The 23,035-nt window shown below is 64.6% G+C and carries 18 protein-coding genes and 1 tRNA gene; 7 read left to right on the top strand and 12 right to left on the bottom strand.

Features of this window, described 5'->3' with window-relative positions:
- Nucleotides 1–21: 21 nt before the first annotated feature.
- The 10 genes from F8197_RS15880 to F8197_RS15835 form a co-directional block, all read right to left on the bottom strand.
- Nucleotides 22–117 (bottom strand) — tRNA-Sec (locus F8197_RS15880).
- Nucleotides 118–126: 9 nt separating this feature from the next.
- Complete coding sequence (gene selB, locus F8197_RS15875; protein WP_152882675.1) at nt 127–2,016, bottom strand: selenocysteine-specific translation elongation factor; 1,890 nt, start codon at nt 2,014–2,016, stop codon at nt 127–129.
- Nucleotides 2,013–3,527 (bottom strand): L-seryl-tRNA(Sec) selenium transferase, encoded by a 1,515-nt coding sequence (selA, locus tag F8197_RS15870; protein ID WP_152882674.1) that lies wholly within the window; start codon nt 3,525–3,527, stop codon nt 2,013–2,015. Before selA ends, selB begins: the two co-directional genes overlap by 4 nt.
- Nucleotides 3,524–4,537, bottom strand: a complete 1,014-nt coding sequence (gene fdhE, locus F8197_RS15865; RefSeq protein ID WP_373996890.1) for a formate dehydrogenase accessory protein FdhE — start codon at nt 4,535–4,537, stop codon at nt 3,524–3,526. Before fdhE ends, selA begins: the two co-directional genes overlap by 4 nt.
- A 150-nt stretch (nt 4,538–4,687) precedes the next feature.
- Nucleotides 4,688–5,347, bottom strand: coding sequence for a formate dehydrogenase subunit gamma (locus tag F8197_RS15860; protein WP_152882673.1), 660 nt, complete (start codon nt 5,345–5,347; stop codon nt 4,688–4,690).
- Nucleotides 5,334–6,257 (bottom strand): formate dehydrogenase subunit beta, encoded by a 924-nt coding sequence (gene fdxH, locus F8197_RS15855; protein WP_152882672.1) that lies wholly within the window; start codon nt 6,255–6,257, stop codon nt 5,334–5,336. The genes F8197_RS15860 and fdxH overlap by 14 nt, the downstream gene beginning before the upstream one ends.
- A 21-nt stretch (nt 6,258–6,278) precedes the next feature.
- A complete protein-coding gene (gene fdnG / locus F8197_RS15850) occupies nt 6,279–9,350 on the bottom strand; it encodes a formate dehydrogenase-N subunit alpha (protein ID WP_152882671.1) in 3,072 nt (1,023 codons plus the stop codon).
- A 212-nt stretch (nt 9,351–9,562) separates the two neighbouring features.
- Nucleotides 9,563–10,480 carry a carbohydrate kinase gene (locus F8197_RS15845; protein ID WP_152882670.1) on the bottom strand — a complete coding sequence of 306 codons (918 nt, stop codon included), beginning with the start codon at nt 10,478–10,480 and terminating at the stop codon, nt 9,563–9,565.
- 5 nt (nt 10,481–10,485) lie between these two features.
- Nucleotides 10,486–11,697: an AGE family epimerase/isomerase gene (locus F8197_RS15840; RefSeq protein ID WP_152882669.1), complete on the bottom strand. Its 1,212-nt coding sequence runs from the start codon at nt 11,695–11,697 to the stop codon at nt 10,486–10,488.
- The gene (locus F8197_RS15835; RefSeq protein WP_152882668.1) at nt 11,694–12,806 is read right to left on the bottom strand and encodes a LacI family DNA-binding transcriptional regulator; all 1,113 of its coding nucleotides are present in this window, start codon (nt 12,804–12,806) and stop codon (nt 11,694–11,696) included. Before F8197_RS15835 ends, F8197_RS15840 begins: the two co-directional genes overlap by 4 nt.
- Nucleotides 12,807–13,116: 310 nt before the next feature.
- Between F8197_RS15835 and F8197_RS15830 the strand changes: the two genes are divergently transcribed.
- Genes F8197_RS15830 through axe2C form a run of 5 tightly spaced genes read left to right on the top strand, consistent with a single transcriptional unit; the run spans nt 13,117 to nt 20,011 of the window.
- On the top strand, nt 13,117–15,480 hold the full coding sequence (locus tag F8197_RS15830; RefSeq protein WP_227012270.1) for a glycoside hydrolase family 3 C-terminal domain-containing protein: 2,364 nt from the start codon (nt 13,117–13,119) through the stop codon (nt 15,478–15,480).
- A gap of 28 nt (nt 15,481–15,508) precedes the next feature.
- Nucleotides 15,509–16,858, top strand: coding sequence for a cellulase family glycosylhydrolase (locus tag F8197_RS15825; protein ID WP_152882667.1), 1,350 nt, complete (start codon nt 15,509–15,511; stop codon nt 16,856–16,858).
- Between the two features lie 10 nt (nt 16,859–16,868).
- Entirely contained in the window at nt 16,869–18,089 is a 1,221-nt protein-coding gene (locus F8197_RS15820) for a glycoside hydrolase family 27 protein (RefSeq protein WP_152882666.1), read from the top strand.
- A 37-nt stretch (nt 18,090–18,126) separates the two neighbouring features.
- On the top strand, nt 18,127–18,885 hold the full coding sequence (locus tag F8197_RS15815; protein WP_152882665.1) for a GDSL-type esterase/lipase family protein: 759 nt from the start codon (nt 18,127–18,129) through the stop codon (nt 18,883–18,885).
- A gap of 1 nt (nt 18,886) precedes the next feature.
- Complete coding sequence (gene axe2C / locus F8197_RS15810; RefSeq protein WP_152882664.1) at nt 18,887–20,011, top strand: bifunctional acetylxylan esterase/glucomannan deacetylase AxeC2; 1,125 nt, start codon at nt 18,887–18,889, stop codon at nt 20,009–20,011.
- Between the two features lie 80 nt (nt 20,012–20,091).
- Here axe2C and F8197_RS15805 read toward each other — a convergent pair whose 3' ends face one another.
- Both F8197_RS15805 and F8197_RS15800 read right to left on the bottom strand, forming a co-directional pair.
- Nucleotides 20,092–20,769 (bottom strand): LrgB family protein, encoded by a 678-nt coding sequence (locus tag F8197_RS15805; RefSeq protein ID WP_056143651.1) that lies wholly within the window; start codon nt 20,767–20,769, stop codon nt 20,092–20,094.
- Nucleotides 20,766–21,197 (bottom strand): CidA/LrgA family protein, encoded by a 432-nt coding sequence (locus F8197_RS15800; RefSeq protein ID WP_152882663.1) that lies wholly within the window; start codon nt 21,195–21,197, stop codon nt 20,766–20,768. Before F8197_RS15800 ends, F8197_RS15805 begins: the two co-directional genes overlap by 4 nt.
- Nucleotides 21,198–21,274: 77 nt before the next feature.
- On the opposite strand from F8197_RS15800, the gene F8197_RS15795 reads away from it, so the two are divergent.
- Together F8197_RS15795 and F8197_RS15790 are read left to right on the top strand one after the other, a co-directional pair.
- Nucleotides 21,275–22,159: a LysR substrate-binding domain-containing protein gene (locus F8197_RS15795; protein WP_152882662.1), complete on the top strand. Its 885-nt coding sequence runs from the start codon at nt 21,275–21,277 to the stop codon at nt 22,157–22,159.
- Nucleotides 22,160–22,258: 99 nt separating this feature from the next.
- Entirely contained in the window at nt 22,259–23,032 is a 774-nt protein-coding gene (locus F8197_RS15790; protein WP_152882661.1) for a GIN domain-containing protein, read from the top strand.
- Nucleotides 23,033–23,035 lie beyond the last annotated feature (3 nt).

Raw genomic sequence — 23,035 nt, 5'->3', positions numbered from 1 at the left:
AGATGTAAATAGACGGGGAAGTGGCGGAAAGCAGTAGGAGTCGAACCTACAGAGGAACGGCTGACGCCCCTCACCGGGTTTGAAGCCCGGCCCCATCACCGGATGAGATTGCCTTCCTTGGGAGTGCTAGGACCACGTTGTATCGGGTCGCACCATGTGAATATTTCCAACGCGCCGAGTATAGCCGACGCGGTTGAAGAACTCCAATATCTGAATGCCGCGTTTGCGTCCCAGGCCGGTGGCGTCGCGGAACGATGCCGCCTGCACCTGCGGCAGCGTGACCAGCAACTGCGCCAGCTCCGCCAGCGGCTGCGGGTGGTAAAACAGGTCGGGCACTATCTGGCTGATCTCGCCGCTGCGCGCCAGCTTGCGCAGCAGGCGCCGCACTTCGGCCTCGGGCATTGCGTGTTCGCGCACCAGGTCGCGCACCCACGGCGGATCGTAGCGGCCCGCCAGCAGCGATACCAGCAACGGCGCCACCAGCGCCTGTTCTTCCGCACCCAGCTCCACGCTGTGCTGCGGCAGGTGCAGGCTGCGCCCGCGTCGGGCGATGCGGCCAGCGGCCAGCAGGGTGTCCACCAGCCGGCTCCACAGGCGCTCTTCCATCTCCGGCGAGACGATGCGCTTGAGCCGCCATAACTCCGGCCCGGCGTCGTCCGGCGAACGTTCGTGGAACTGCGCCAGCGCGGCCAGGATGCGTTCTTCCAGCGCCTGCACGTCGGCGGCGCCGATCAGCAGCGCGTCGCCACCGGTCAGCGCCACGTTGACGGCGCCCGGCGGCGTGGCGATCAGCGCGGCCGGCAGTTGCGACAGCCGCACCAGCGCCGACACCCGCAAGCCCAAGGCGCTGCGCGCCAGCAGGGCGGCCGTGTCGCCATGGTCGATGAAATCCGCCAGCGCATCGAGCCAGTCCACCCGCGCGCCACTGCGGCGCTTGCGCGCGGGGCCGAACGGATCGAGCACCACGCCGCCGCCCACGGTGGCCGTGGCTTGCGCATTTCGGATCACGAAGCGGTCGCCCGGCACCGCGTGCACCGGCGCGTCGAGCACCAACTGCACGCGGCCCGTGTGGCCCGGCGCCAGCGCCTCGCCGTCGAGCAGCACCACGTTGGCCGTGTGGTGGGCGGCGCCCAGGTGCACGTGCAGCGGCGACCACGGTTTGAGCGTGACGCCGCAATCGGGCGTGAGCGTGAGTTCGACATCGATCCGCTGCGAGCATTCGGCCAATGCCGGCGCGACGATCCAGGTGCCGCGCGCAATGTCTTCCCTGGCCACGCCGCCCAGGTTGAGCGCCAGCCGCTGGCCGGCGCGCCCGGTTTCCGCCGCCTGGTTCTGCGCATGGATGCTGCGCACGCGCGCCTGCTGGCCGCCCGGCGCCAGCGTCACCGTGTCGCCCACGCGCACCGTGCCCGCCAGCGCGGTGCCAGTGACGATGGTGCCCTGGCCGGACAAGGTGAATACCCGGTCCACGCCGAGGCGGAACAGGCGCCGCTCGTCGCTGGCCGGCAGCGTGGCCGCCAGTTGCGCCAGGTAGGCACGCAGGGCTTGCACGCCGGCGTCGTCGGCCTCGGTGGCATTGGTGTGAAAAACAGGGGCGCCAGCGAAGTCGGTCGGCGCCAGCAGGGCAGCGATGTCGGCTTCGATGCGGGCGATCTGCGCGGCGTCGGCGCGGTCGATCTTGGTGAGCGCCACCGCGCCGCGTTTGACGCCAAGCAGGCGCAGGATGGCCAGGTGTTCCAGCGTTTGCGGCATGATGCCGTCGTCGGCAGCCACCACCAGCAGGGCGGCGTCGATGCCGGTGACGCCGGCGGCCATGGTGCGGATGAATTTTTCGTGGCCCGGTACGTCGATCACGCCCAGCGTATCGTGTTCCGTCAGTGCCGTGTAGGCGTAACCGAGTTCGATCGAGATGCCGCGCGCCTTTTCCTCCTTCAGGCGGTCGGTATCGACGCCGGTGAGCGCGCGCGTGAGGGTGGTCTTGCCATGGTCGATATGGCCTGCGGTACCGATGATCATGCGCCGGCCTGCTCCAGCAGCGCCAGCTGGGCGATGAATTTTTCCTGCTGTTCGTCGTTCAGGCAACGCAGGTCGAGCCACAGCGCATCGTGCGCCACGCGGCCGATCACCGGCAGCGGCAAGGCGCGCAGGCGCTGTTCCAGCCTACCCAGCGCATTGCTGGCTTTACCGTTTGGTCTGATCACCAAACCAAAACTCGGTAACTGGTCCACCGGCAGCGCGCCGCTGCCGATCTGGCTGGTCATGGCCTCGGCGGTCACTGCGTAGCTGGCGCCCAGCGCCGCCTGCAACGGCGCCACGATCGCTGCCGCCTGCGCGCGCATGGCGGCGGCGGGCCGGGTCAGCAGCTTGAGCGTGGTGAGGCGCTCGGGCAGCAGGTCGGGCGCGCGGTACAGGGCCAGCACCGGCTCCAGTGCGGCCAGCGTGAGCTTACCGACGCGTAGCGCGCGCTTGAGCGGGTTCTTCTTGATCTGCGCGATCAAATCCTTGCGGCCGACGATGATGCCGCATTGCGGGCCGCCCAGCAGCTTGTCGCCGCTGAAGGTCACCAGGTCGGCGCCGGCGGCAATCGTTTCACGCACCGTGGTTTCGTGCGGCAGGCCATACTGCTCCAGGTCCACCAGCGTGCCGCTGCCCAGATCGACGGCAACGTCGATCTGATGCGATTTGGCCAGCGGCGCCAGTTCCGGCAGCTCCACGCTTTTCGTAAAACCGGTAATTTCGTAATTACTGCAATGGACCTTCATCATCAGCGCCGTCTGTGGACCGGCCGCTTCCGCGTAGTCCTTCAAATGGGTGCGGTTGGTGCTGCCCACTTCGCGCAGTACGGCGCCGGCGCGCGTCATCACGTCCGGGATGCGGAAGGCGCCGCCGATCTCCACCAGTTCGCCGCGCGAGACGATCACTTCGCGGCCCAGCGCCAGGGTGTTCAACATCAGCAGCACGGCGGCGGCGTTGTTGTTGACGATGGTGGCCGCTTCCGCCCCTGTCAGTTCCAGCAGCAGCTCTTCCACCAGGTTGTCGCGGTCGCCGCGCTTGCCGGTGTCGATGTTCCATTCCAGGTTCATCGGCCAGCGCAGCGCTTCGGCCACCGCCTGCACCGCGCTGTCGGGCAGCAGCGCGCGGCCCAGGTTCGTGTGCAGCACGGTGCCGGTGAGGTTGAAGACAGCGCGCAGGTTGGAACGGTTGCTGCGTTGCAGGCGTTCGGCCAGCATGGCCAGCAGGGCAGGGATGTCGGTGGCTGCACCGGTACTGGCGGCCGTGCTTGCGCCGGTATCGATGCCGGCAGCGCCGTCATCCTGGCGTGCGGCCAGCAGCCGGGCGCGCAGGTCGGCCAGCAGTGCGCGCGCCGTGTCCGTGGTCTGGGTGCGGCCATATTGCTCGATCAGCGGCTGGCAGCCGGCATCGGACAGGATCAGGTGCACGGCCGGCAAGCGGATTTTCGGCGCGCTGGACGTCACCGGCGCCGCAGTTGCGGTAGTGGCAGTCGTGCTGCTGGCCGGCGCGGTCATGCTGCGTTAAACCACAGCAGCGGATTGCCGCTGGCGCGCGCGTAACCGGCTTCGCTTACCAGCACGTCCAGCGTGAGGCTGGCCAGGTCGTCGGCCAAAGGCTCCACGTTGAAGTCGTGCTCCTGGTTGAAGATCTTGCGATAGGTTTTGCAGTCTTCGCAGGTCTCGGCGCGGGCGACCTTGCTCGGGTCGTTGGCCTTGTTCGCCTTGGCGTCCGTGGCGTCTTCCACCGGCAGCTTGTCGTCGTTGGTTTCCAGGCTCTGGTATGCGATCTTGCCGGTGTGCTCGCAGCACGAGCACTTTACGCGCACCATGTGCCATTCGCTGGCGCAGCAGCTGCACTGCAGGTAGCGGTAGCCCTGCGACTGCCCGCCGATGCGGATCACGCTCGCCACCGGGTGCGAGCCGCATACGGGGCACAGGGTATTGGTGACCAAGGGCTGCACGCGCGGCGAATCGAGTTGGCCGGCGCGCCTGGTCCACATCACTTGCAGCGCGGCGGCCACGAACGGTGCATGCAGCGGGTGCACGCCTTCGGTCAGTTCGGCCAGGACGGCGTCGGCGCAACCTTCCAGTTGGGCGACGTCGAGCACGCGCAGTTCGGCCAGCACGGCGTCGATCTGCGGCTGGTCCTTGACCGATGCCGCCAGGTGGTCGAGCAGGGCCGCGAACACCGTGCGCCACTCGGGGGGGCGCACGCCGTTGACGGGCAGCGGCGGCATGTTGTGATCGATGGAAAGCTTGATGTCGGCCGCCGGTGGCAGGCTGAAAGTCTCGGGGGGCAGCGCGGCGGCAACCGCGCCTTGCGCGTCCACCACGGCCGCCATCAGTTGCAGATAACCCTGCATGGCTTCGCCGACCGGAATGCCCTTGATATCGTTGTTGGCCAGCTGGCGCAGGCGCGCGGCGCGCGCGGCAAACAGGCTGCGTGCTTCAGGCAGCAGCAGGCGCGGAATGGCGGTGTGATCGAGCGCTTCGATCTGGCCTGGTTCGAGCAAGCGTTGTACCACTAGATTCTCCAGTAGCCGGCGGCAAAAGGGGCGGCCGGGCAAAAATGTATTTTAATCCGAAATTGGAACGGGGGAGCCGGTTGGCTCGGGCGGGAGAGTCCGGGCGCGCGTGGCGCCCGGACGTGCTGCGGGTGTTACGTCATGCGACCATCAGTCGCGCTGCTTCTTGATCACCGACTCGAACCAGCGCGGATGGTGCTTGCGCGCCCAGCCATAGGTGACCGTGCCGCGCACCATGGCGCCGATCGAACCCTTGACCCAGAACGCCGCATAGATATGCACGATGATCGAGCAAATCAGCACAAACGCGCTGAACGCGTGCAGCAGCGCCGCAAAGCGCACCACGTCGATCGGGAAGTAGAACGCGAAGTATGCGCGCCAGATCACGATGCCCGACAACAGCAAGCCCACCATGCTGGCGATCAGCACGAAGAACAGGATCTTCTGGCCGGCGTTGTACATGCCGATTTTCGGCAGGCGGTCTTCGCGGTTGGTGAGCACATCGCCGATCTGCTTCATCCACTGCTTGTCCGCCTGGTCGATCTTGTTGTGGTGCCAGAAGCGCATCACCAGCACCGAGAACGACACGAACATCACCACACCGAGAAACGGGTGCAGGATGCGCGTCCACTGGCCGCCGCCGAGGAACACGGCCATCCACGACGTGGCCGGATGGAACATGGCCAGGCCGGAGACGGCCAGCAGCACGAAGCAGATCGCCGTGATCCAGTGATTGCTGCGGTCATTGGCGGTGTAACGCTGGATCAAGGGATTGCCGTCCTTGTCCTTCAGCGGATCATGTGCGCTCATTGTGGTCCTCCCGGATGCGTTGTGCTTCGTGCAGCGCCTCGGCTTCTTCTTCCTTGCTCACTTCGTTCGGACCGATGCGCGAATAGTGGAAGAAGCCCGCCAGCGCGGTGGCCGCGATACCGGCCAGCGCCAGCGGCTTGGTCAGACCCTTCCACAGGCCCACCATCGGGCTGATGGACGGATTCTGCTTGAGGCCATGGTACAGCGGCGCCTTGTCGGCATGGTGCAGCACATACATCACGTGCGTGCCGCCAACGCCGGCCGGATCGTACAGGCCCGCCTGCGCAAAGCCACGCGACTTGAGGTCTTCGATCCGCTCCTCGGCATGGTGCTTCATGTCTTCCTTGGTGCCGAAGACGATCGCGCCGGTAGGGCAGGTCTTGACGCAAGCCGGTTCCTGGCCGACGGCCACGCGGTCCGAGCACAGCGTGCACTTGTAGGCGCGGCTGTCGGCCTTGGAAATGCGCGGCACGTCGAACGGGCAGCCGGCAACGCAGTAGCCACAGCCGATGCAGTTCTCCTGGTGGAAATCCACGATGCCGTTGGTGTACTGGACGATGGCGCCCGGCGCCGGGCAGGCTTTCAGACAGCCAGGATCTTCGCAGTGCATGCAGCCGTCCTTGCGGATCAGCCATTCGAGTTTGCCGTCGGTGTTCTCGTATTCCGAGAATCGCATGACGGTCCACGATTGCGGCGTCAGGTCGGTTGGATTGTCGTACACGCCGGTGGTTTCACCCACTTCGTCGCGCAGGTCGTTCCATTCCATGCAGGCCGTCTGGCAGGCCTTGCAGCCGATGCACTTGGAGACGTCGATCAGTTTGGCGACAGTGCCGGTGACCGGGGTGCGGGCCACCGGCGGCTGCACCGTGGTGGCCGACAGGCGTTTGATATCTAGCGATTGTAATGACATGTTTTAATCTCCCTCGGGCCGTCAGGCTTTTTCCACTTTCACCAGGAACGACTTGAATTCCGGTGTCTGTGAATTGGCGTCGCCTACCGTCGGCGTCAGTGTGTTGATCAGGTAGCCCGGTTTGGTGAGCCCCTTGAACCCGAAGTGGATCGGCAGTCCGACCTGGTGGGTCTTTTTGCCATCGATAATCAATGCCTTGATACGCTTGGTCACCACCGCTTTCGCCACGATGTAGCCACGCTTGGACGACACCCGTACCCGGTCGCCGTGCACTACGCCGATTTCCTTGCCCAGCTCTTCGCCGATTTCGACGAACTGCTCCGGCTGGATAATCGCGTTCAACCGCGCGTGCTTGGTCCAGTAGTGGAAGTGTTCCGTAAGGCGGTAACTGGTGGCCACGTGCGGATACTCTTCCTTCCTGCCCAGCTTTTTGCGGTCGTTGGCGAACATGCGCGCGGCCGGATTGTTGAACGCACGCGGATTATTCGGGTGCATCGGGTTGTGCCCGATCGGCGACTCGAACGGCTCGTAGTGCTCGGGGAACGGCCCTTCGGCCATGGCGTCGCGCGCGAAGAAGCGCGCCACACCCTCGGCCAGCATGATGAACGGACCCATGCCGTTTTCCGGCGGTTCGTCCGCCTTGAAGTCCGGCACGTCGGCGCCGGACCAGGTGGTGCCGTTCCAGGCCACCAGCTTGCGGGTCGGGTCGAACGGCTTGCCCTTGGTATCGCACGAAGCGCGGTTGTACAGGATGCGGCGGTTGGCCGGCCAGGCCCACGCCCAGTTCAGCGTATTGCCGATGCCCGACGGGTCGCTGTTGTCGCGGCGGCCCATCTGGTTGCCCTGTGCGGTCCACGAGCCGGCAAAGATCCAGCAACCGGACGCCGTACTGCCGTCATCGCGCAGCTGCGCGAAGCCGGCCAGCTGCTCGTTCTTCTTGAGCAGCAGCTTGGTCGGGTCTTTGGCATCGTAGATGTCCTTCAATGCCTTGCCATTGAATTCCATGGCGATTTCTTCGGGCTGAGGGCTCATCGGCTGGGCGTAGTTCCAGGTCAGATTGACGATCGGATCGGGGAACTTGCCGCCGTCTTTCTGGTACGCCTTGCGAATGCGCTGGAACAGGCCCGACATGATTTCCAGGTCGCTCCTGGCCTGGCCCGGTGGCTCGGCGCCTTGCCAGTGCCATTGCAGCACGCGCGAGGAGCTCACCAGCGAACCGCGTTCTTCGGCAAAGCACGACGTGGGCAGGCTGAATACCTCGGTCTGGATCTTGGTCGGATCGACCTTGTGGAAGTCGCCGTGCGGTTTCCAGAACTCGGACGTTTCTGTCTGCAGCGGATCCATGATGACCAGCCATTTGAGCTTGGACAGGCCGTCGGTGATCTTCTGCTTGTCCGGCGCCGAGGCCAGGATGTTGAAGCCCTGGCAGATGTAGCCGGTCATTTTGCCCTGGTTCATCAGCTCGAACGCCTGCATCATGTCGTACGGCTTGTCGAGCTTGGGCAGGTAGTCGAACGCGTAGTTGTTCTCCTCGGTGGCGGCATCGCCCCACCAGGTCTTCATGAACGAGACCAGGAATTTTTTCGCGTTGCTGTAGTAGCTGAGCTGATTGGGACGCAGCGGTTGCAGCGCGCGCTTGGCCACGTACGCGTTCCAGTCCTGTTCCGCCTCGCCGGGCAGGGTCAGGTAACCGGGCAGCATATTGGTGAGCAGCCCCAGGTCGGTCAGCCCCTGGATGTTGGAGTGGCCGCGCAGCGCGTTCATGCCGCCGCCGGAGATGCCCATGTTACCGAGCAGCAGTTGCACCATGGCGCCCGTGCGCAGGGTTTCCGCGCCGGTCGAGTGCTGGGTCCAGCCCAGGGCGTACAGGATGGTCGCGGCCTTGCCTGGCACTGCCGTCGATGCCAGCAGTTCTGCCACCTTGTGGAATTTTTCCGGCGGCACGCCGCAGGCTTTTTCCACCATCTCGGGCGTGTAGCGCGAATAGTGCTTCTTCATCAGCTGGTACACGCAGCGCGGGTGTTCGAGCGTAGGGTCGATCTTGGCATAGCCGTCGTCGCCCATCTCGTAGTTCCAGCTGCTCTTGTCGGTGTACTTGCCCGCTGCCTCGTCATACCCCGAATACAGGCCGTCGTTGAAGGCGAAGTCCTCGCGGACGATGAACGGCATGTCCGTGTAGTTACGGACGTATTCGTGCTGGATTTTGTCGTTGGTGAGCAGGTAGTTGATGATACCGCCCAGGAAAACGATGTCCGCACCGGTACGGGTAGGGACGTAATAGTCCGCCACCGAAGCGGTTCGGGTAAAGCGCGGATCGACCACGACCAGCTTGGCGCCGCGATGCGCCTTGGCTTCCGTGACCCATTTAAACCCGCAAGGGTGTGCTTCTGCTGCGTTGCCGCCCATGACCAGGATGACATCTGCGTTCTTGATGTCTACCCAGTGATTCGTCATCGCACCACGTCCAAATGTCGAGGCAAGACCTGCCACCGTCGGACCGTGTCATACACGTGCTTGATTGTCGAATACCAGCATGCCGAGACTGCGCATGGTTTTATGGGTTAAATAACCGACTTCGTTCGATGCCGCCGACGCGCACAGCATGCCGGTGGTGGTCCAGCGGTTGACGGTTTTGCCGTCGGCCGATTTTTCGATGAAGTTGGCATCGCGGTCGGCTTTCATCAGCTTCGCAATGCGGTTCAGCGCGTCGTCCCACGACATCGGCGACCATTCGGTCGCACCCGGGGCGCGGTACTGCGGCGCCATCAGGCGATTCGGCGAGTGGATGAAGTCGATCAGGCTGGCGCCTTTCGGGCACAGCGTGCCGCGATTGACCGGGTGGTCGGCATCGCCTTCGATGTGGATGATGGAAGCGGTGGCGTTTTTGGCGCCGTCGCCCAGCCCATACATCAAAATCCCGCAGCCTACGGAGCAGTAGGGGCAGGTGTTGCGGGTTTCGGTACTGCGCGCCAGCTTGTATTGCCGGACTTCGGCCATGGCCGTTGCCGGCGCAAAGCCGAGGAGCGCGATGCTCGAACCCGCGATGGTGGCGCCAGTTACCCGAAGGAACTGTCGCCTGGACATCTGGTTCATAGGAAGCCTCTTGGTTATGGAAAAGGACAACCTAAGTTTACCACCCGCAAATCATTTATGTCCGCAATGACGCATATCAATCGCACGCATTACAGACATTTAATTTTTGGGTTCTTGATGAAAACGATAATTTTTCTCGGTAAAAAGGGAGAGTTGCCAGATTTTATCAAGAATGAGAATCGTTTGCCTTTAGCATTGGTTGTAACTAAAAATCAATCTTCCCGCGTTGCCAACGCCTCGATCGCGGCCAGCGTGGGCGGCGACGCGCCCTCGGTCATGCAGGCTGCCGCGCCCGCGCACACGGCAAAGCGCAGGTGGCGGTCGGGCGCGCGGTCCGGGTAGTGCAGCAGGCTGTAGGCGAGGGCGGCGATGCTGGCGTCGCCGGCGCCCACGGTGTCGGCCACGGTGATCTGCGGCGTGTCTTGTGTCCACGACTGCTCGCCGCAGTGCAGCGACGCGCCGTGTTCGCCCTTGGTGTACAAATACGTCGCTTGCGGATTCCAGCTGCGCAGGGTGGTAAATGCCGCGTCGATGTCATCGGTTCGGAACAGGCCCGCCAGATCTTCCTCCGACACCTTGACCACGTCGGCCAGTTCGGTCATGCGGCGCAGCGTGGCGTCGTAGCGCTCATCCATCAGCAGGCGGTAATTGGGGTCAAAGCTGATGCGTACGCCGTCGGCCTTCAGTTGTTCGGCCAGCGCCACCAGCTTGCCGGCCAGCGGCTGGCGCGCCAGGCTGATGCCACCGAAATGCACCCACCTGCAGTGCGCGCGCCAGTCCTGCGGCAGCGCGCTGGCGTCGAAATGCAGGTCGGCGCTGTCGTCGCCCACGAAAAAATACGCGGGCGGATCGGTGCGGTGGACGATGGCCAGCAGCGGCGATTTGGCATGGCGCTGCAAGAAGCGCAGGTCGAGTTTGGCGGCCGCGCTGGCCTGCCACAGGGCGTCGCCGAAGACGTCGTCGCTGATCGCGCCCGCAAACGCGGTCGGCACGTCCAGTGCGGCCATGGTGCGCGCCACGTTCCAGGTGGAGCCGCCTACCTTGCTGTGCCAATGCTGTTGGGCCGCGTCCTGCACGATCATGTCGGTCAGCGCTTCGCCGGCGGCGACGAAAATGGGAAAATCGGACATCTCTTTTAATCCTTAATCACGTTCAGTACTTCGTAGCAGGCGCCCATGGTGTGGTAATCGACCTTGCCAGCCGGGCTTTTCTCGTCGGTGAGCTTGCCGTTGTCGGCGCCCAGGATGCGGTACCACGCGCCGTATTGGTGATCGACGAAATGGGTCCAGCTATAGTCCCAGATTTTGTCGTACCAGGTCCAGTAGCGGGCGTCTCCGGTGCGCGCTGCCAGCAGGGCTGCGGTGGCGATGCTTTCGGCCTGCACCCAGAAATATTTGAGGTCGTCGCAAATGCTGCCGTCCGGCGCGAAGCCGTAATAAATGCCGCCGTGCTGCGCATCCCACGCCTTGTCCACCGCCGCGTCGAACAGCACGATCGCGCGCGGCAGCAGCCAGTCTTGGCCATGCGCCAGATGGGCGCCGTGGCGTTCGAGCAGCAGCAGCAGCTTGGCCCACTCGGCCAGGTGGCCGGGCTGGTAGCCCCAGGGGCGGAAGATATTGCTCTTGTCGTCGCGGTTGTAGTCCCAGTCCACCGACCAGTCGGCGTGGTAGTGCTCCCAGATCAGGTTGTCGGCCAGCGCGGCCTGGCGCAGCGTGATGTTGCGCGCCAGCGTTTCGGCGCGCAGCAAGTAGGCGCGCTCGCCGGTCGCCTCGAACGCGGCGATCAGCGCTTCGCACGCGTGCATATTGGCGTTCTGGCCGCGGTAGCCATCGAGATGGGCCCAGTCGGGCGAGGCTTCGTCGGCGTACAGGCCGTGCTGCGCATCCAAGAAACGGTGCTCCATCAAATCGAACGTTTCGGCGATCCATTCGCCCGCCTGGGTTTCGCCGGCCATCAGCGCGTGGCTGTACGCCAGCAGCACGAAGGCCAGGCCGTAGCAGTGGTTGGTGCCGTCGGTAACGTGCGCGACGCCGTCTTTCCAGTCCAGCGTCCAGGCGTAGCCGCCGGTGTGCACGTTGCGGTGGGCGTCGCGCAAAAAGGCCAGGGCGTGGCGCAGGCGCTGCTGGTCGGCGGCGTCGCCGAACTGGCGCCACGCCATGGCGTAATTGAAGACGAAGCGGGTGCTGCTCACCAGGTGGCGTGTGCGCTCGTCATAGATGCTGCCGTCGTCCTTGTAGAAGTGATACAAGCCGCCGCTGGGGTCCACGCAGCGCCCATCGTAAAAACGCTTGGTGTGGCGGATGTGGTCGAGCAGCGTGGCGCGGGAGTGGAAGTTCGGTGCCGTCATGGGGTCCGTGAAAAGGTTGGTGGACGATCGGTGGAGGAAGATTGCGGCGCGCGCCAGCCGTCGAACACGGTGCTGGCGCGCACGATCAGCTCCACCGGTGCGATGTGCTGCACGGGCGGATGCTGGGGATGTCCCGGCTGGGCCGGATTTTGCGTCAGGTGCTGGTTATTGAGCAGCAGCTCCACGCCCATCGCGCCGAGCGCCTTTTTGTCGATGCGCAGGGTGGTGAGCGGGCGGTGGCCCAGCACGGCCGTGGAGATGTCGTCGAAGCCCACGATGGCGACATCGTGCGGCACCTTGAGTCCCTTGGCCAGGCAGCAGCGCATCGCTACCAGCGCGGCGCTGTCGTTGTAGCAGAACACGGCGTCGGGCGGGTGGGGCAGCGACAGCAGCTGCTCCATCGCCTCCCAGGCGCCCGTTTCCAGGTCCACGCCATCGGGCAGGTTGGCTTCCAGGCGCGGGTCGGCCAGGATGCCTTCCTCGAACAGGGCCTGGCGATAGCCGCGCGCGCGTTCGCGGATGCTGTAGTGCGCCAGCGGGCCGGAAATAAAACCCACGCGGGTGCGGCCGGTGTCGATCAGGTGCTTGGTGGCCAGGTAGCCGCCCATCATATTGTCCGGGTTGACCGAGTTGTAGCCGCGCAGCTGCATGTCGATCAGCACCAGCTGCTTGCCGGTGGAGCGCAGCGCGGCCAGCGTTTCGGGCTCGAAAAAGCCGGCGCACACGATGCCGTCCGGCGCGTGCATGCGGATCTGGTCGATCAGGCCGTCGGCCGGGCCCACCGCCATGAACGACAGCACGATTCCCTGCTTGCGGCATGCTTCTTCGGCGCCGTGCAGCACCGGGGAGTAGAACGGGCTGCTGGCGGCGGTATTGTGCTGGCGGTGCAGCAGGAAAGTGAGGCGGCGCAGGCGCTTGGGGCGCAGCTTGCAGAAGTCGTAGCCGAGCGAGCGCGCCGCTTCCAGCACCATCTGGCGCGTGACTTCGGTCAGTCCCGGTTCGTTCTTGAGGGCGCGCGAGACCGTGCCTGCGGACACGCCCGCAACTTGCGCGATGTCGCGGATCGTTACGCCCGGCGTCGCTGTTGCGGTGTTAGCGGTAGTGGCCATCTGGTCTCCGTTGTCTCGGTGAAGCGGCTCGCGACTGCGTCGTCGGCCGGTTCTGTGTGAAGGAAGTCTTGCATGAGCGTCTATCCATGGTCAAACGACCAACAGGATTCAGTGAAAAGTTTAGCGTTCTTTACTAAACATCGAGTTTGCCACTGCTGCGGGTGTTGCAGCGCGCCATTTGAGTGTGTGCGTGCGTGTTTAGTGAAGATGGCTAAACTGCGCCCCGATTTTGGCCTTGGTTTGACCGGTGGAGTGCGTCCATGCAGAATATTTTCATAATATAAAACCCATCCATACGGGAGACACGTTTATGGAACAAGTTGCATCCGCCCGGTCCGCTGCCGGACCGCGCCACCTTCACGCCCGGCCCGTTGCCATCGCCTTGGCGCTGGCGTTCGGGATAGCTGCTGCGGTCCCGGCCAGCGCCGCCGGCCAGGCGTTAGCCGGGCAAGCCGGGCAAGCTGCCCTAGCCGAACAGGCCGAACAAGCGAAACAGGCCGAACGAGCCAAACAAGCAGCACCTGCTGCCAGGCCGTGGCTCGATGCGGCGCTGCCGGCCGACCGCCGCGCCGCACTGGCGCTGGCCGCCATGACGCAGGAAGAAAAGCTGTCGTGGGTACTGGGTCACTTCGGCTCCGACTTTGCCAACAAGACCAAGCGCCATCCGGCCGCGCTGCCTTATTCGGCCGGCTACATCGCCGGCGTACCACGCCTGGGATTGCCCGCGCTGTTCGAAACCGACGCCGGCCTCGGGGTGGCCACGCAAGCCGGACCCACCCCGCGCGGCCGCACCTCGCTGCCCTCGGGCCTGGCCACCACGGCTACATGGAACCCGGCCCTGGCCTACCAGGGCGGCGCCATGATCGGCAGCGAGGCGCGCGCGTCGGGCTTCAACGTGATGCTGGCCGGCGGCGTCAACCTGCAGCGCGAACCGCGCAATGGCCGCAACTTCGAATACGCCGGCGAAGACCCGCTGCTGGCAGGCAGCATGGTCGCGGCGCAGATCAAGGGCATCCAGTCGAACCACCTGATCGCAACCATGAAGCACTTCGCCGTCAATGCCCAGGAAACCGGCCGCTTCGTGCTCGATGCCCGCATCGACGATACCAGCAACCGCATGTCCGACCTGCTGGCGTTCCAGTTCGTGCTCGAACAGGCCAACCCCGGCTCGGTGATGTGCTCGTACAACCGCCTGAATGGCGTGTACGCGTGCGAGAACGACTACCTGCTCAACGGTGTGCTGAAAAAAGACTGGGGCTTCAAGGGGTACGTGATGTCGGACTGGGGCGCAGTGCACAGCACGGTGGAAGCGGCCAAGGCCGGCCTCGATCAGCAGTCGGGCTGGGAGTTCGACAAGTCGCAGTACTTCGGCGGCGCGCTCGAGGAGGCGGTGGCCAACGGCCATGTGCCGCAGGCGCGCCTGGACGACATGGTCTATCGCATCCTGTGGGCCATGTTCGACAAGGGCGTGGTCGAGAACCCGGTGGCCGAAGGCGGCGCGATCGACTTCGCGGCCAACCGCCTGGTCAGCCAGGCCGACGCCGAGGAAGGCATGGTCCTGCTCAAGAACGCCAATAGCACGCTGCCGCTCAAATCCGGCGCGCGCAAGATCGTCGTCATCGGCGCCCACGCGGACGTGGGCGTGCTGGCCGGCGGCGGCTCGTCGCTGGTGTACCCGGTGGAGGGCAACCCGGTGCCCGGCATCGAACCTTTGACCTGGCCCGGCCCGGTGGTGTACCACCCGTCGTCGCCGCTGAAGGCGATCCAGGCGCGCGCGCCCGGTGCGCAGGTGATTTACCACGACGGCCTCGATCCGGTCGCCGCCGCCAAAGCTGCCGAAGGCGCCGACGCGGTGATCGTGTTTGCCCAGCAGTGGGTGGGCGAGGCGCTCGATGCGGTGTCGCTGGCGCTGCCCGACAACCAGGATGCGCTGGTGGCGGCGGTGGCAAAAGCCAATCCGAAAACCGTGGTGGTACTTGAAACCTCGGGCCCGGTGCTGATGCCGTGGCTGGACCAGAGCGCGGCCGTGCTGCAGGCGTGGTACGCCGGCTCGGGCGGTGGCGAGGCGATCGCCCGCATCCTGTTCGGCGAAGTCAATCCGTCGGGGCACTTGCCGGCGACATTCCCGGCGTCTGCCAGCCAGTTGCCGCGTCCCGTGCTCGATGGCGATCCGAAGAACGAAAAAGTGCGCTTCGCGGTCGATTACCATGAAGGCGCGGCAGTCGGCTACAAGTGGTTCGACCTGAAAGGCCACAAGCCGCTGTTCCCGTTCGGCCATGGCCTGTCGTACACCACGTTCGCGTATTCCGACCTGAAGTCGGGCCAGCAGGACGGCAAGCTGCAACTGCGCTTCAAGGTCACCAATACCGGCGCAGTGGCGGGCAAGGATGTGCCGCAGGTATACGTGGCGCCGCTGGGCATGAAGTGGGAAGCACCCAAGCGCCTGGCCGCTTTCGAGAAAGTGGACCTGGCGCCGGGCGCGAGCCGGGAAGTCACCGTGACCATCGATCCGCGCCTGCTGGCGCTGTACGACAGCCGCTCGAAGACCTGGCGCATCGCCGCCGGCAGCTACAAGGTGCTGCTGGCGCACGATGCCGCCGATGCCGGCGCCCGAACCATTACCGTCAAACTGCCGAAGCAAGTCCTCAACGTCAACGGCAAGCCCCTGAAGTAGCAGCAACCATAACCATAAAGGACGAGACATGAAACAACTGTTCAAATTCTGCGCCGCCGCCATGATGGTGGGCGCGGTCGGCATCGTGGCCGCCGCCGATGGCGCGCCGGTGACCAACGCCGCCAAGTCGGAGTTCATCACGGCCAAGAAAACGCACTTCAGTCGCAAGGGCCAGGCGTATTACATCGTGGGCGCCAACTTCTGGTACGGCGGCTACCTCGGTGCGCCGAGCGGCGTGGGCGAGCGTGCCCGCCTGCTCAAGGAGCTCGATACCATGAAGGCGACCGGCATCAACAACCTGCGCGTGCTGGCCGTCTCCGAGAAGACCGACATGAAAAGCGCGGTCAGCCCCGCCACCACGGCCAAGCCGGGCGAGTACGACGAGAACCTGCTGGTGGGCCTGGACTTCCTGATGGCCGAAGCGGCCAAGCGCGACATGACCGTGGTGCTTTACCTGAACAACTTCTGGCAGTGGTCGGGCGGCATGACCCAGTACCTGAACTGGTTCGAAGGCACGCCGGCGCTGGACCCGAACGTGACCAAGGACTATGACGATTACATGAAGAAGAATGCGCGCTTCTATGTGAACGCTGCCGCGCAAAAAGAGTACCGCCAGGTGATCGCGAAAATCGTCAAGCGCGTCAACACCATCACCGGCAAGCCGTACTCGGAAGATCCGATTCTGATGTCGTGGCAGCTGGCCAACGAGCCGCGCCCCGGCAACGGCAAGGCGACGAAGGAAGAGAAGGCCGCTTACGTCAAGTGGATCGACGAGACGGCCGGCTACATCCACAGCCTCGATCGCAACCACATGGTGAGCACCGGCAGCGAAGGCCTGGCCGGTTCCGCCCACGATGCGCAGCTGTTTCTCGACGCCCACCGCAGCAAGCATGTCGATTACCTGACGTACCACCTGTGGCCGAAGAACTGGGAATGGTTCGACTCGCGCAATCCCGAAGGCACCTGGGACAATGCGATCACCAAGAGCCGCGACTACCTGAATTCGCACATCGAGCTGGCCAAAAAACTCGGCAAGCCGATCGTGCTTGAAGAATTCGGCCTCGATCGCGATGGCCCGTCGTTCAGCATCAAGGCCACGACCAAGATCCGCGATCGCTTCTACAAGGAAGTGTTCGACGTGGTCTATACCCGCGCCGCCAAGGGCGACCCAATCGCCGGCTTCAACTTCTGGGCGTGGGGCGGCGCCGGCCGCGCGGCCAATGCCGATTACTGGTGGAAGCCGGGCAACGACTTCATGGGCGACCCGCCGCAGGAAGAGCAGGGCCTGTACTCGGTGTTCGACACCGATACCAGCTCGCTCAAGCTGATCAAGGAGTATGGCGACAAGCTCAAGTCGCTCAAAGCACCTGCACGGTAAGGAGCCGCGCATGAAAAAGTCGATGCCCGTGTGGCTCGCTGCCTGTGCGCTGGCCGGGTTGTTCAGTACCTCCGCCAGCGCCCAGAAGTTCGACGGCCTGGCGGCCACACCGCAAATGGGCTGGAACAGCTGGAACACTTTTGCCTGCGATATCAACGAGCAGCTGATCCGCGATACCGCCGACGCCATGGTGAAAAACGGCTTGAAGGACGCCGGCTACACATACGTCAACATCGACGACTGCTGGCACGGCAAGCGTGACGACAAGGGCGTGATTCACCCCGACTCCGCGCGCTTCCCGTCCGGCATGAAGGCGCTGGCCGACTATGTGCATGGCCGTGGCCTGAAGCTCGGCATCTACTCCGACGCCGGCGCCACCACCTGCGGCGGCAAGCCGGGCAGCCGTGGCCACGAGTACCAGGACGCGATTACCTACGCCGAATGGGGCATCGATTACATCAAGTACGACTGGTGCGACACCAAGGGCCTGAACTCCGCCGGTGCCTACACCACCATGCGCGACGCGATCCGCAGCGCCGGCCGCCCCATGTTGTTCAGCATCTGCGAGTGGGGCGACACGAGGCCGTGGGAGTGGGCGAAAGACGTGGGCCACTCGTGGCGCACCACGGGCGACATCTATCCGTGCTGGGACTGCGAATTCAGCCAGGGTTCGTTCTCGGCCTGGGGCGTGCTGCGCATCCTCGACAAGCAGGCCGGCTTGCGCCAGCACGCCGGTCCCGGTCACTGGAACGATATGGACATGCTGGTCGTGGGCAAGGGCCTGAGCGAGGACGAGGACAAGTCGCATTTCTCGGCGTGGGCCATGCTCGCGTCGCCGCTCATCCTCGGCAACGACGTGCGGACGATGCCGGCGTCCACCCACCGCATTCTCACCAATGCCGGGGCGATCGCCATCAACCAGGACAAGCTCGGTGTATCGGCGTGGCGCTTCCTGCAGGCCGGCGATATCGAGTACTGGGCCAAGCCGCTGTCCGGTGACGAGTGGGCGCTGATGGTGATGAATCGCGGCGCGCAGGCTGTGCCGGTGAGCTTCGACTGGGGCGCGTATCACATCAACGATGACCTCAGCAAGCGCACGGCGTACTTCAAGACGAAGCCTTATGCGTGGACCGACGTCTGGACCGGCAAGACCGGCGACACCACGCGCAGGCTCGAAGCCAAGGTGCCGGCGCACGGCACGCTACTGCTGCGCCTGAAGTTGAAAACTTAAGCTACACTGAAATCCCGTTCAATCTGAGGTCAAAAATATGAAGAATAGCCTTATTGTTTCGCTCATCACCAGTGCCGTGCTGGCGCTGTCCGGCGCTGCCGCGCAGGCGGCCGACGCCAAGCCGGCCGTCATCGACGGCAAGGCGTGCAGCATCACCCCGGCGCCGCGCACCGTCGAATACCCGTGGATGTCGATCGCCCGCTGGCAGGCCATGTTCCAGGAAGATATCGAGGTCGCGGAGACCGGCAAGGTGGACCTGCTGTTCGTGGGCGATTCCATCACCGAGGGCTGGAACAAGAAAATATGGGATAAATCGTTTGGCAAGTGGAAGACGGCCAACTTCGGCATCGGCGGCGACCACACCGGCAACGTGCTCTGGCGGCTCGACAACGGCCAGGCCGGCAAGCTATCGCCCAAGCTGGTGGTGCTCACCATCGGCGTCAATAACTTCTTCCACTGCCAGGCCAATCCGGCACAGGTATTCGACGGCGTCAAGGCAGTCGTGACCAAGCTGCGCACGCTGTATCCGAACGCGCGCATCCTGCTCAATGCCGTGCTGCCGTACGAGCAATCGGCGGCCAGCCCCAAGCGCGCGCAGATCATCGAACTCAATCGCCTGATCGCCACGCTCGATGACGGCAAATCCATCGTCTTCAAGGACTATGGCAAGAAGTTCCTGCAAGCGAACGGCGACATGTCGCCCACCATCATGGCCGATTACCTGCACCCCACGCCCAAGGGCTACCAGGTGTGGTCCGACGCCATGCTGCCCGATATTAAAAAGCTGATGAAATAACATGGCATCGATCCCCCGCCTGGCTGCGCTGGCAGTCCCCGCCACCGCAGTCGCGTTGGCGTTCGCCTGTGCCGCTGTGGTCACCGCTGCGGTGCTAACAGCGGCGCCAGCCAGCGCCGCCACGACAGCCACGGCAGGGACCAGCATCACGGCCGCCGATCCGCGCGTGGCCCGCACCGGCCGCAGCCAGGTTCAACCCGACGGCGCCGTGTACTTCGCGTACCCCGGCGTGGGCTTTGCCGTGGCCATCGACGGCACGCGCGTGGCGATGGCGGTCGATGCTACCAGCGACAACAGCTACGTTGACGTGATGGTCGATGGCGGCGCTGCGCGCAAGGTGCACCTGGCCAAGGGGGCACAAACGCTGGTGCTGGCCGAAGGGTTGGCCGCCGGTCCGCACCGGGTGGAGGTCGTCAACCGTTCCGAGGCCTGGCTGGGCAAGGCCACGGTGCGGCGCTTCGATACCGACGGCGCTTGGCTGCCGGCGCCCGCGCTGCCGCAGCGCAAACTGCTGGTGATGGGCGATTCCGTCACGTGCGGCGAAGCGATCGACCGCGTGCCGGGCGCCAAGAAGGAAGCGTCGTGGTGGGATGCGCGCGCGTCGTACGGCATGCTGCTGGCGCGCGACCTGCAAGCGCAGGTGCAGCTGGTGTGCGCCGGGGGCAGGGGACTGGTGCGCACGTGGGACAACCATACCGACCAGCTCAATCTGCCCGACTACTACCAGCTGGCCATCGCCGACCAGCAGCAGCCGGTCAAGTGGGACCAGCGCCAGTACCATCCGGATTTGATCATCAGCGCCATCGGCACCAACGATTTCAACGTCGGCATTCCCGAGCGCGAACAGTATGTCGGCACCTACGTGCGGCTGGTGCGCACGCTGCTGGCCGACCATCCGCAGGCGAAAATCGTGCTGACCGAAGGCGCGATGCTGAAGAACGAACGCAAGACAGCGCTGGTGGCATACCTCGCCGAGACGGTGCGCCGCGTGGGCGATCCGCGCGTGCAGGCGGTGCCTTCAACCACCTACCCGGGCGACCCGCAGGACGCCCACCCCACGCGCGAACAGCACGCCGCCATGGCGCGCGACCTGGCGCCGCAGATGCGCAAGGTGATGGGCTGGTAATACGCCAACCGGCATTGCATAAGCCGGCGATGCACAAGCACCGCTGCATGGGCTGCTCAAGCGGCGGCGGCTAACGCGGCTCAGGCCAGCAAGCGCCCCAGCAACGGCGCCAGCAGCACCATCAAGATCCCGCTGAAAATCATCGTCAGGCTGGCCACGGCGCCTTCCTGCGGGCCGATCTTGCGCGCCACGCTCATGCCGAAGCCGTGGGCCGCCGCACCGAAAGGCGCGCTGCGTGCCACCCGCATCCGCAGCGGCAGCAGGCCAAGCAGCACCTGTCCCAGCAAGATCCCGAACAGGCCGGTGATCATCACGAACACGCCGGTCAACTGCGATTCGCCGCCGAGGTGGCGCGTGGCTTCCAGCGCGAACGGCGTGGACACCGACCGCGCCAGCAGGCTGTGGGCGGCATTGGCGTCGAGGCCGAGCAGGCGGCTCAGCAGCAGCGTGCTGCCCAGCGAGACCACGATGCCGGCGCAACTGCCCAGGCCCAGCGCCAGCCAGTGCCGCCTGATCAGATCGCGCTGCTGGTAGATCGGCAGCGCAAAGGCGACGGTGGCGGGGCCCAGCAGCCATGGCAGCCAACGGGTATCGCCAAAATATTGCGAGAAAGGCGTAGATGTCAGCTCGATCAAGGCAATCAGGATCGCCGACGTGGTGATCGCGGGCGTGAGCCAGAAGTACTGGTAGCGGCGGTGCAGCGCCTGGTTGGCGTAGAACAGCACCACGGTGAGCACCAGGTAAAGAAACGGTTTCATGCCGGCTGCTCCTGGCGGATTTGACGAACACTGCGCAGTTTACGCAACCGCACCCGCCGCTCGAATTTGCATACCCACTCCACGGTAAAGGCAGTGGCCAGCAGCACCGAAATGAAACCGATGCCGATCGCCGCGAACAGCCGCACCCCTTCGCGCTCGAGCAAGGCGGTGAACTGCACCACCGAGACGATCAGCGGGATAAAGAACAACAGCATGTTCGACAGCAGCCACTCGGCGCCATGGTCCACCACCGACGGCCGTACCACGCCCGCCAGCAGCAGCGCCACCATGACCAGCAGCCCCACCACGCCGCCGGAAAACGGCAAGTGCAGCCAGGCAGCGATGCGGTCGCAGGCGTACCAGATGGCGATCAGGAGCACGATCTGTAATACGGTATACACGAATCGGGAGACGCAAGAGGTTTTCATGCAGCCATTCTAGGCGTGGCCAATCAAAAGATAAAATGAATTAAAATTATGAAAATCATTCTATATTGGAATAGATCATGGATTTGCGTTCCTTGCGGTATTTCGTCGCGGTCGTGGACCACCAGGGTTTCAGCCGCGCTGCCGAGCAGTTGCACGTGACCCAGCCCACGGTCAGCAAGATGATCGCCCAGCTCGAGCAGTCGCTGGACCTGGTGCTGCTCGAGCGCATCGGCAAGCGCTTCACGCTGACCGACGCGGGCCAGGTGGTGCTGGCGCGTGGCAGGGCGCTGCTGGCCATGCACGCGGAACTGAACGTGGAGCTGGCCGATTTGCAGCAACTGCGGCGCGGCGAATTACGCCTGGGCGTCACGCAACAGGCGCACCAGCCGCTGGCGCCGCTGCTGGCGGCGTACCACCGCCAGTATCCGGACGTGGAACTCAAACTGTTCGAGGACGGCACCCAGGCGATCGAAGCCAACCTGCGCAACGGCACGCTGGAAATGGGCTCGCTGCTCGACTATGCCGGCAACGCCCACATCTGGACCGAATTCGATTCGCTGCCGCTGGTCACATCGCCGTTGTGCGTGCTGGCGCCGCTGGCGTCGGCCTGGCGTGGTCGGCCCACGGTCGCGCTGCGCGAACTGGCCGACAGCCCGTTCATTTTTTACGGCGCGTCGTTCGCGCTGAACGACATCGTTACCGACGCCTGCGCTGCCGCCGGCTTCCAGCCCAGGATCAGCGGGCGCAGCGGCCAATGGGACTTCGTCGCCTCGCTGGTGCGTCTGGGCGTGGGCGTCGCGATCCTGCCCAGGCTGTTCTGCGACACGCTGCCACAGGGCCAGTTCTCGATCGCCACGCTGACCGAACCCGCGCTCGACTGGAAACTGCGGCTGGCCTGGCGTCGCAACAGCCACCTGTCGTTTGCCGCCCGCGCCTGGCTCAACCTCGCCCGCACCACTTGATTTTGTTGTTCATGCCTTGATTTGTGCAGTTCGTCGCAATTTCGCGGGTGGGCGTGCGCGCGGCGTTATGATTGTGGAATCATCAGCCAGGGATAGATCATGAAGAGGATTTTCCAGTTCGGTTTGCTATTTGCTGCGGCGTGCGCGCTGTTCGGGCGCGCCTCGGCTGCCGACGATACCAGCGAAACCCGTACCGTCAGCATCGATGCGCGCGTGGTGCGGGTCAAGATCGATGGCATGGTCGATGTCCGGCTGCGGCAGGGCGACACGCCGTCGCTCAAGATCACCGGCGACAAGCGCTATATGGACCGGCTGACCTACGCGCAAAGCGGCGACACGCTGCACCTGGAAACCGACGGCGGACGCGGCATCAAGATCAATACCAGCAACGGCGCCCGCGCCGAGATGGTGCTGCCCAACCTGCGGCAGGTGGTGGTGGAGGGGCTGGGCGCCACCGATATCAGCGGCTTCTCCGGGCAGGACCTGGAACTGGTGCTCGATGGCGCCGGCAGCATGAAGGCCACGGTCGATTACAAGACCGTGCGCGCCAAGCTCGGCGGCGTGGGCAAGATGAATTTGTGGATCAGCGAAAACGAACGCATCGACCTCGACCTGGGCGGCGCCGGCAACATCGTCCTTGGCGGACGCGGCAAGCTGCTCAAGGCCGACCTTGGCGGCCTCGGCGGCCTGAACGCGCAGAAGTTCACGGCCGACAGCGTCCAGCTCGATCTGAGCGGCCTCGGCAACGCTACCGTCACCGCCACCGCCAACGCCAAGCTCGACCTGAGCGGTCTCGGTTCCGTCACCGTGTACGGCAAGCCGCTCAACCGCGAAGTGTCGGTTGACGGCCTCGGCAAGGTCAACTGGAAGTGAGCC

Source organism: Duganella sp. FT27W (assembly GCF_009295655.1).
GTDB lineage: Bacteria > Pseudomonadota > Gammaproteobacteria > Burkholderiales > Burkholderiaceae_D > Rugamonas > Rugamonas zoogloeoides.
This window is presented reverse-complemented; position numbering and strand designations above follow the sequence as displayed.

Excerpts from the sequence above, each read along its gene's own strand:
- axe2C (WP_152882664.1), top strand. The coding sequence starts at position 18,887 with ATGGCATCGATCCCCCGCCTGGCTGCGCTGGCAGTCCCCGCCACCGCA.
- F8197_RS15815 (WP_152882665.1), top strand. The coding sequence starts at position 18,127 with ATGAAGAATAGCCTTATTGTTTCGCTCATCACCAGTGCCGTGCTGGCG.
- F8197_RS15835 (WP_152882668.1), bottom strand. The coding sequence starts at position 12,806 with ATGGCCACTACCGCTAACACCGCAACAGCGACGCCGGGCGTAACGATC.
- F8197_RS15800 (WP_152882663.1), bottom strand. The coding sequence starts at position 21,197 with ATGAAAACCTCTTGCGTCTCCCGATTCGTGTATACCGTATTACAGATC.
- F8197_RS15795 (WP_152882662.1), top strand. The coding sequence starts at position 21,275 with ATGGATTTGCGTTCCTTGCGGTATTTCGTCGCGGTCGTGGACCACCAG.
- F8197_RS15805 (WP_056143651.1), bottom strand. The coding sequence starts at position 20,769 with ATGAAACCGTTTCTTTACCTGGTGCTCACCGTGGTGCTGTTCTACGCC.
- selB (WP_152882675.1), bottom strand. The coding sequence starts at position 2,016 with ATGATCATCGGTACCGCAGGCCATATCGACCATGGCAAGACCACCCTC.
- F8197_RS15825 (WP_152882667.1), top strand. The coding sequence starts at position 15,509 with ATGAAACAACTGTTCAAATTCTGCGCCGCCGCCATGATGGTGGGCGCG.
- F8197_RS15840 (WP_152882669.1), bottom strand. The coding sequence starts at position 11,697 with ATGACGGCACCGAACTTCCACTCCCGCGCCACGCTGCTCGACCACATC.
- F8197_RS15820 (WP_152882666.1), top strand. The coding sequence starts at position 16,869 with ATGAAAAAGTCGATGCCCGTGTGGCTCGCTGCCTGTGCGCTGGCCGGG.
- F8197_RS15830 (WP_227012270.1), top strand. The coding sequence starts at position 13,117 with ATGGAACAAGTTGCATCCGCCCGGTCCGCTGCCGGACCGCGCCACCTT.
- F8197_RS15790 (WP_152882661.1), top strand. The coding sequence starts at position 22,259 with ATGAAGAGGATTTTCCAGTTCGGTTTGCTATTTGCTGCGGCGTGCGCG.
- selA (WP_152882674.1), bottom strand. The coding sequence starts at position 3,527 with ATGACCGCGCCGGCCAGCAGCACGACTGCCACTACCGCAACTGCGGCG.
- F8197_RS15860 (WP_152882673.1), bottom strand. The coding sequence starts at position 5,347 with ATGAGCGCACATGATCCGCTGAAGGACAAGGACGGCAATCCCTTGATC.
- fdxH (WP_152882672.1), bottom strand. The coding sequence starts at position 6,257 with ATGTCATTACAATCGCTAGATATCAAACGCCTGTCGGCCACCACGGTG.
- F8197_RS15845 (WP_152882670.1), bottom strand. The coding sequence starts at position 10,480 with ATGTCCGATTTTCCCATTTTCGTCGCCGCCGGCGAAGCGCTGACCGAC.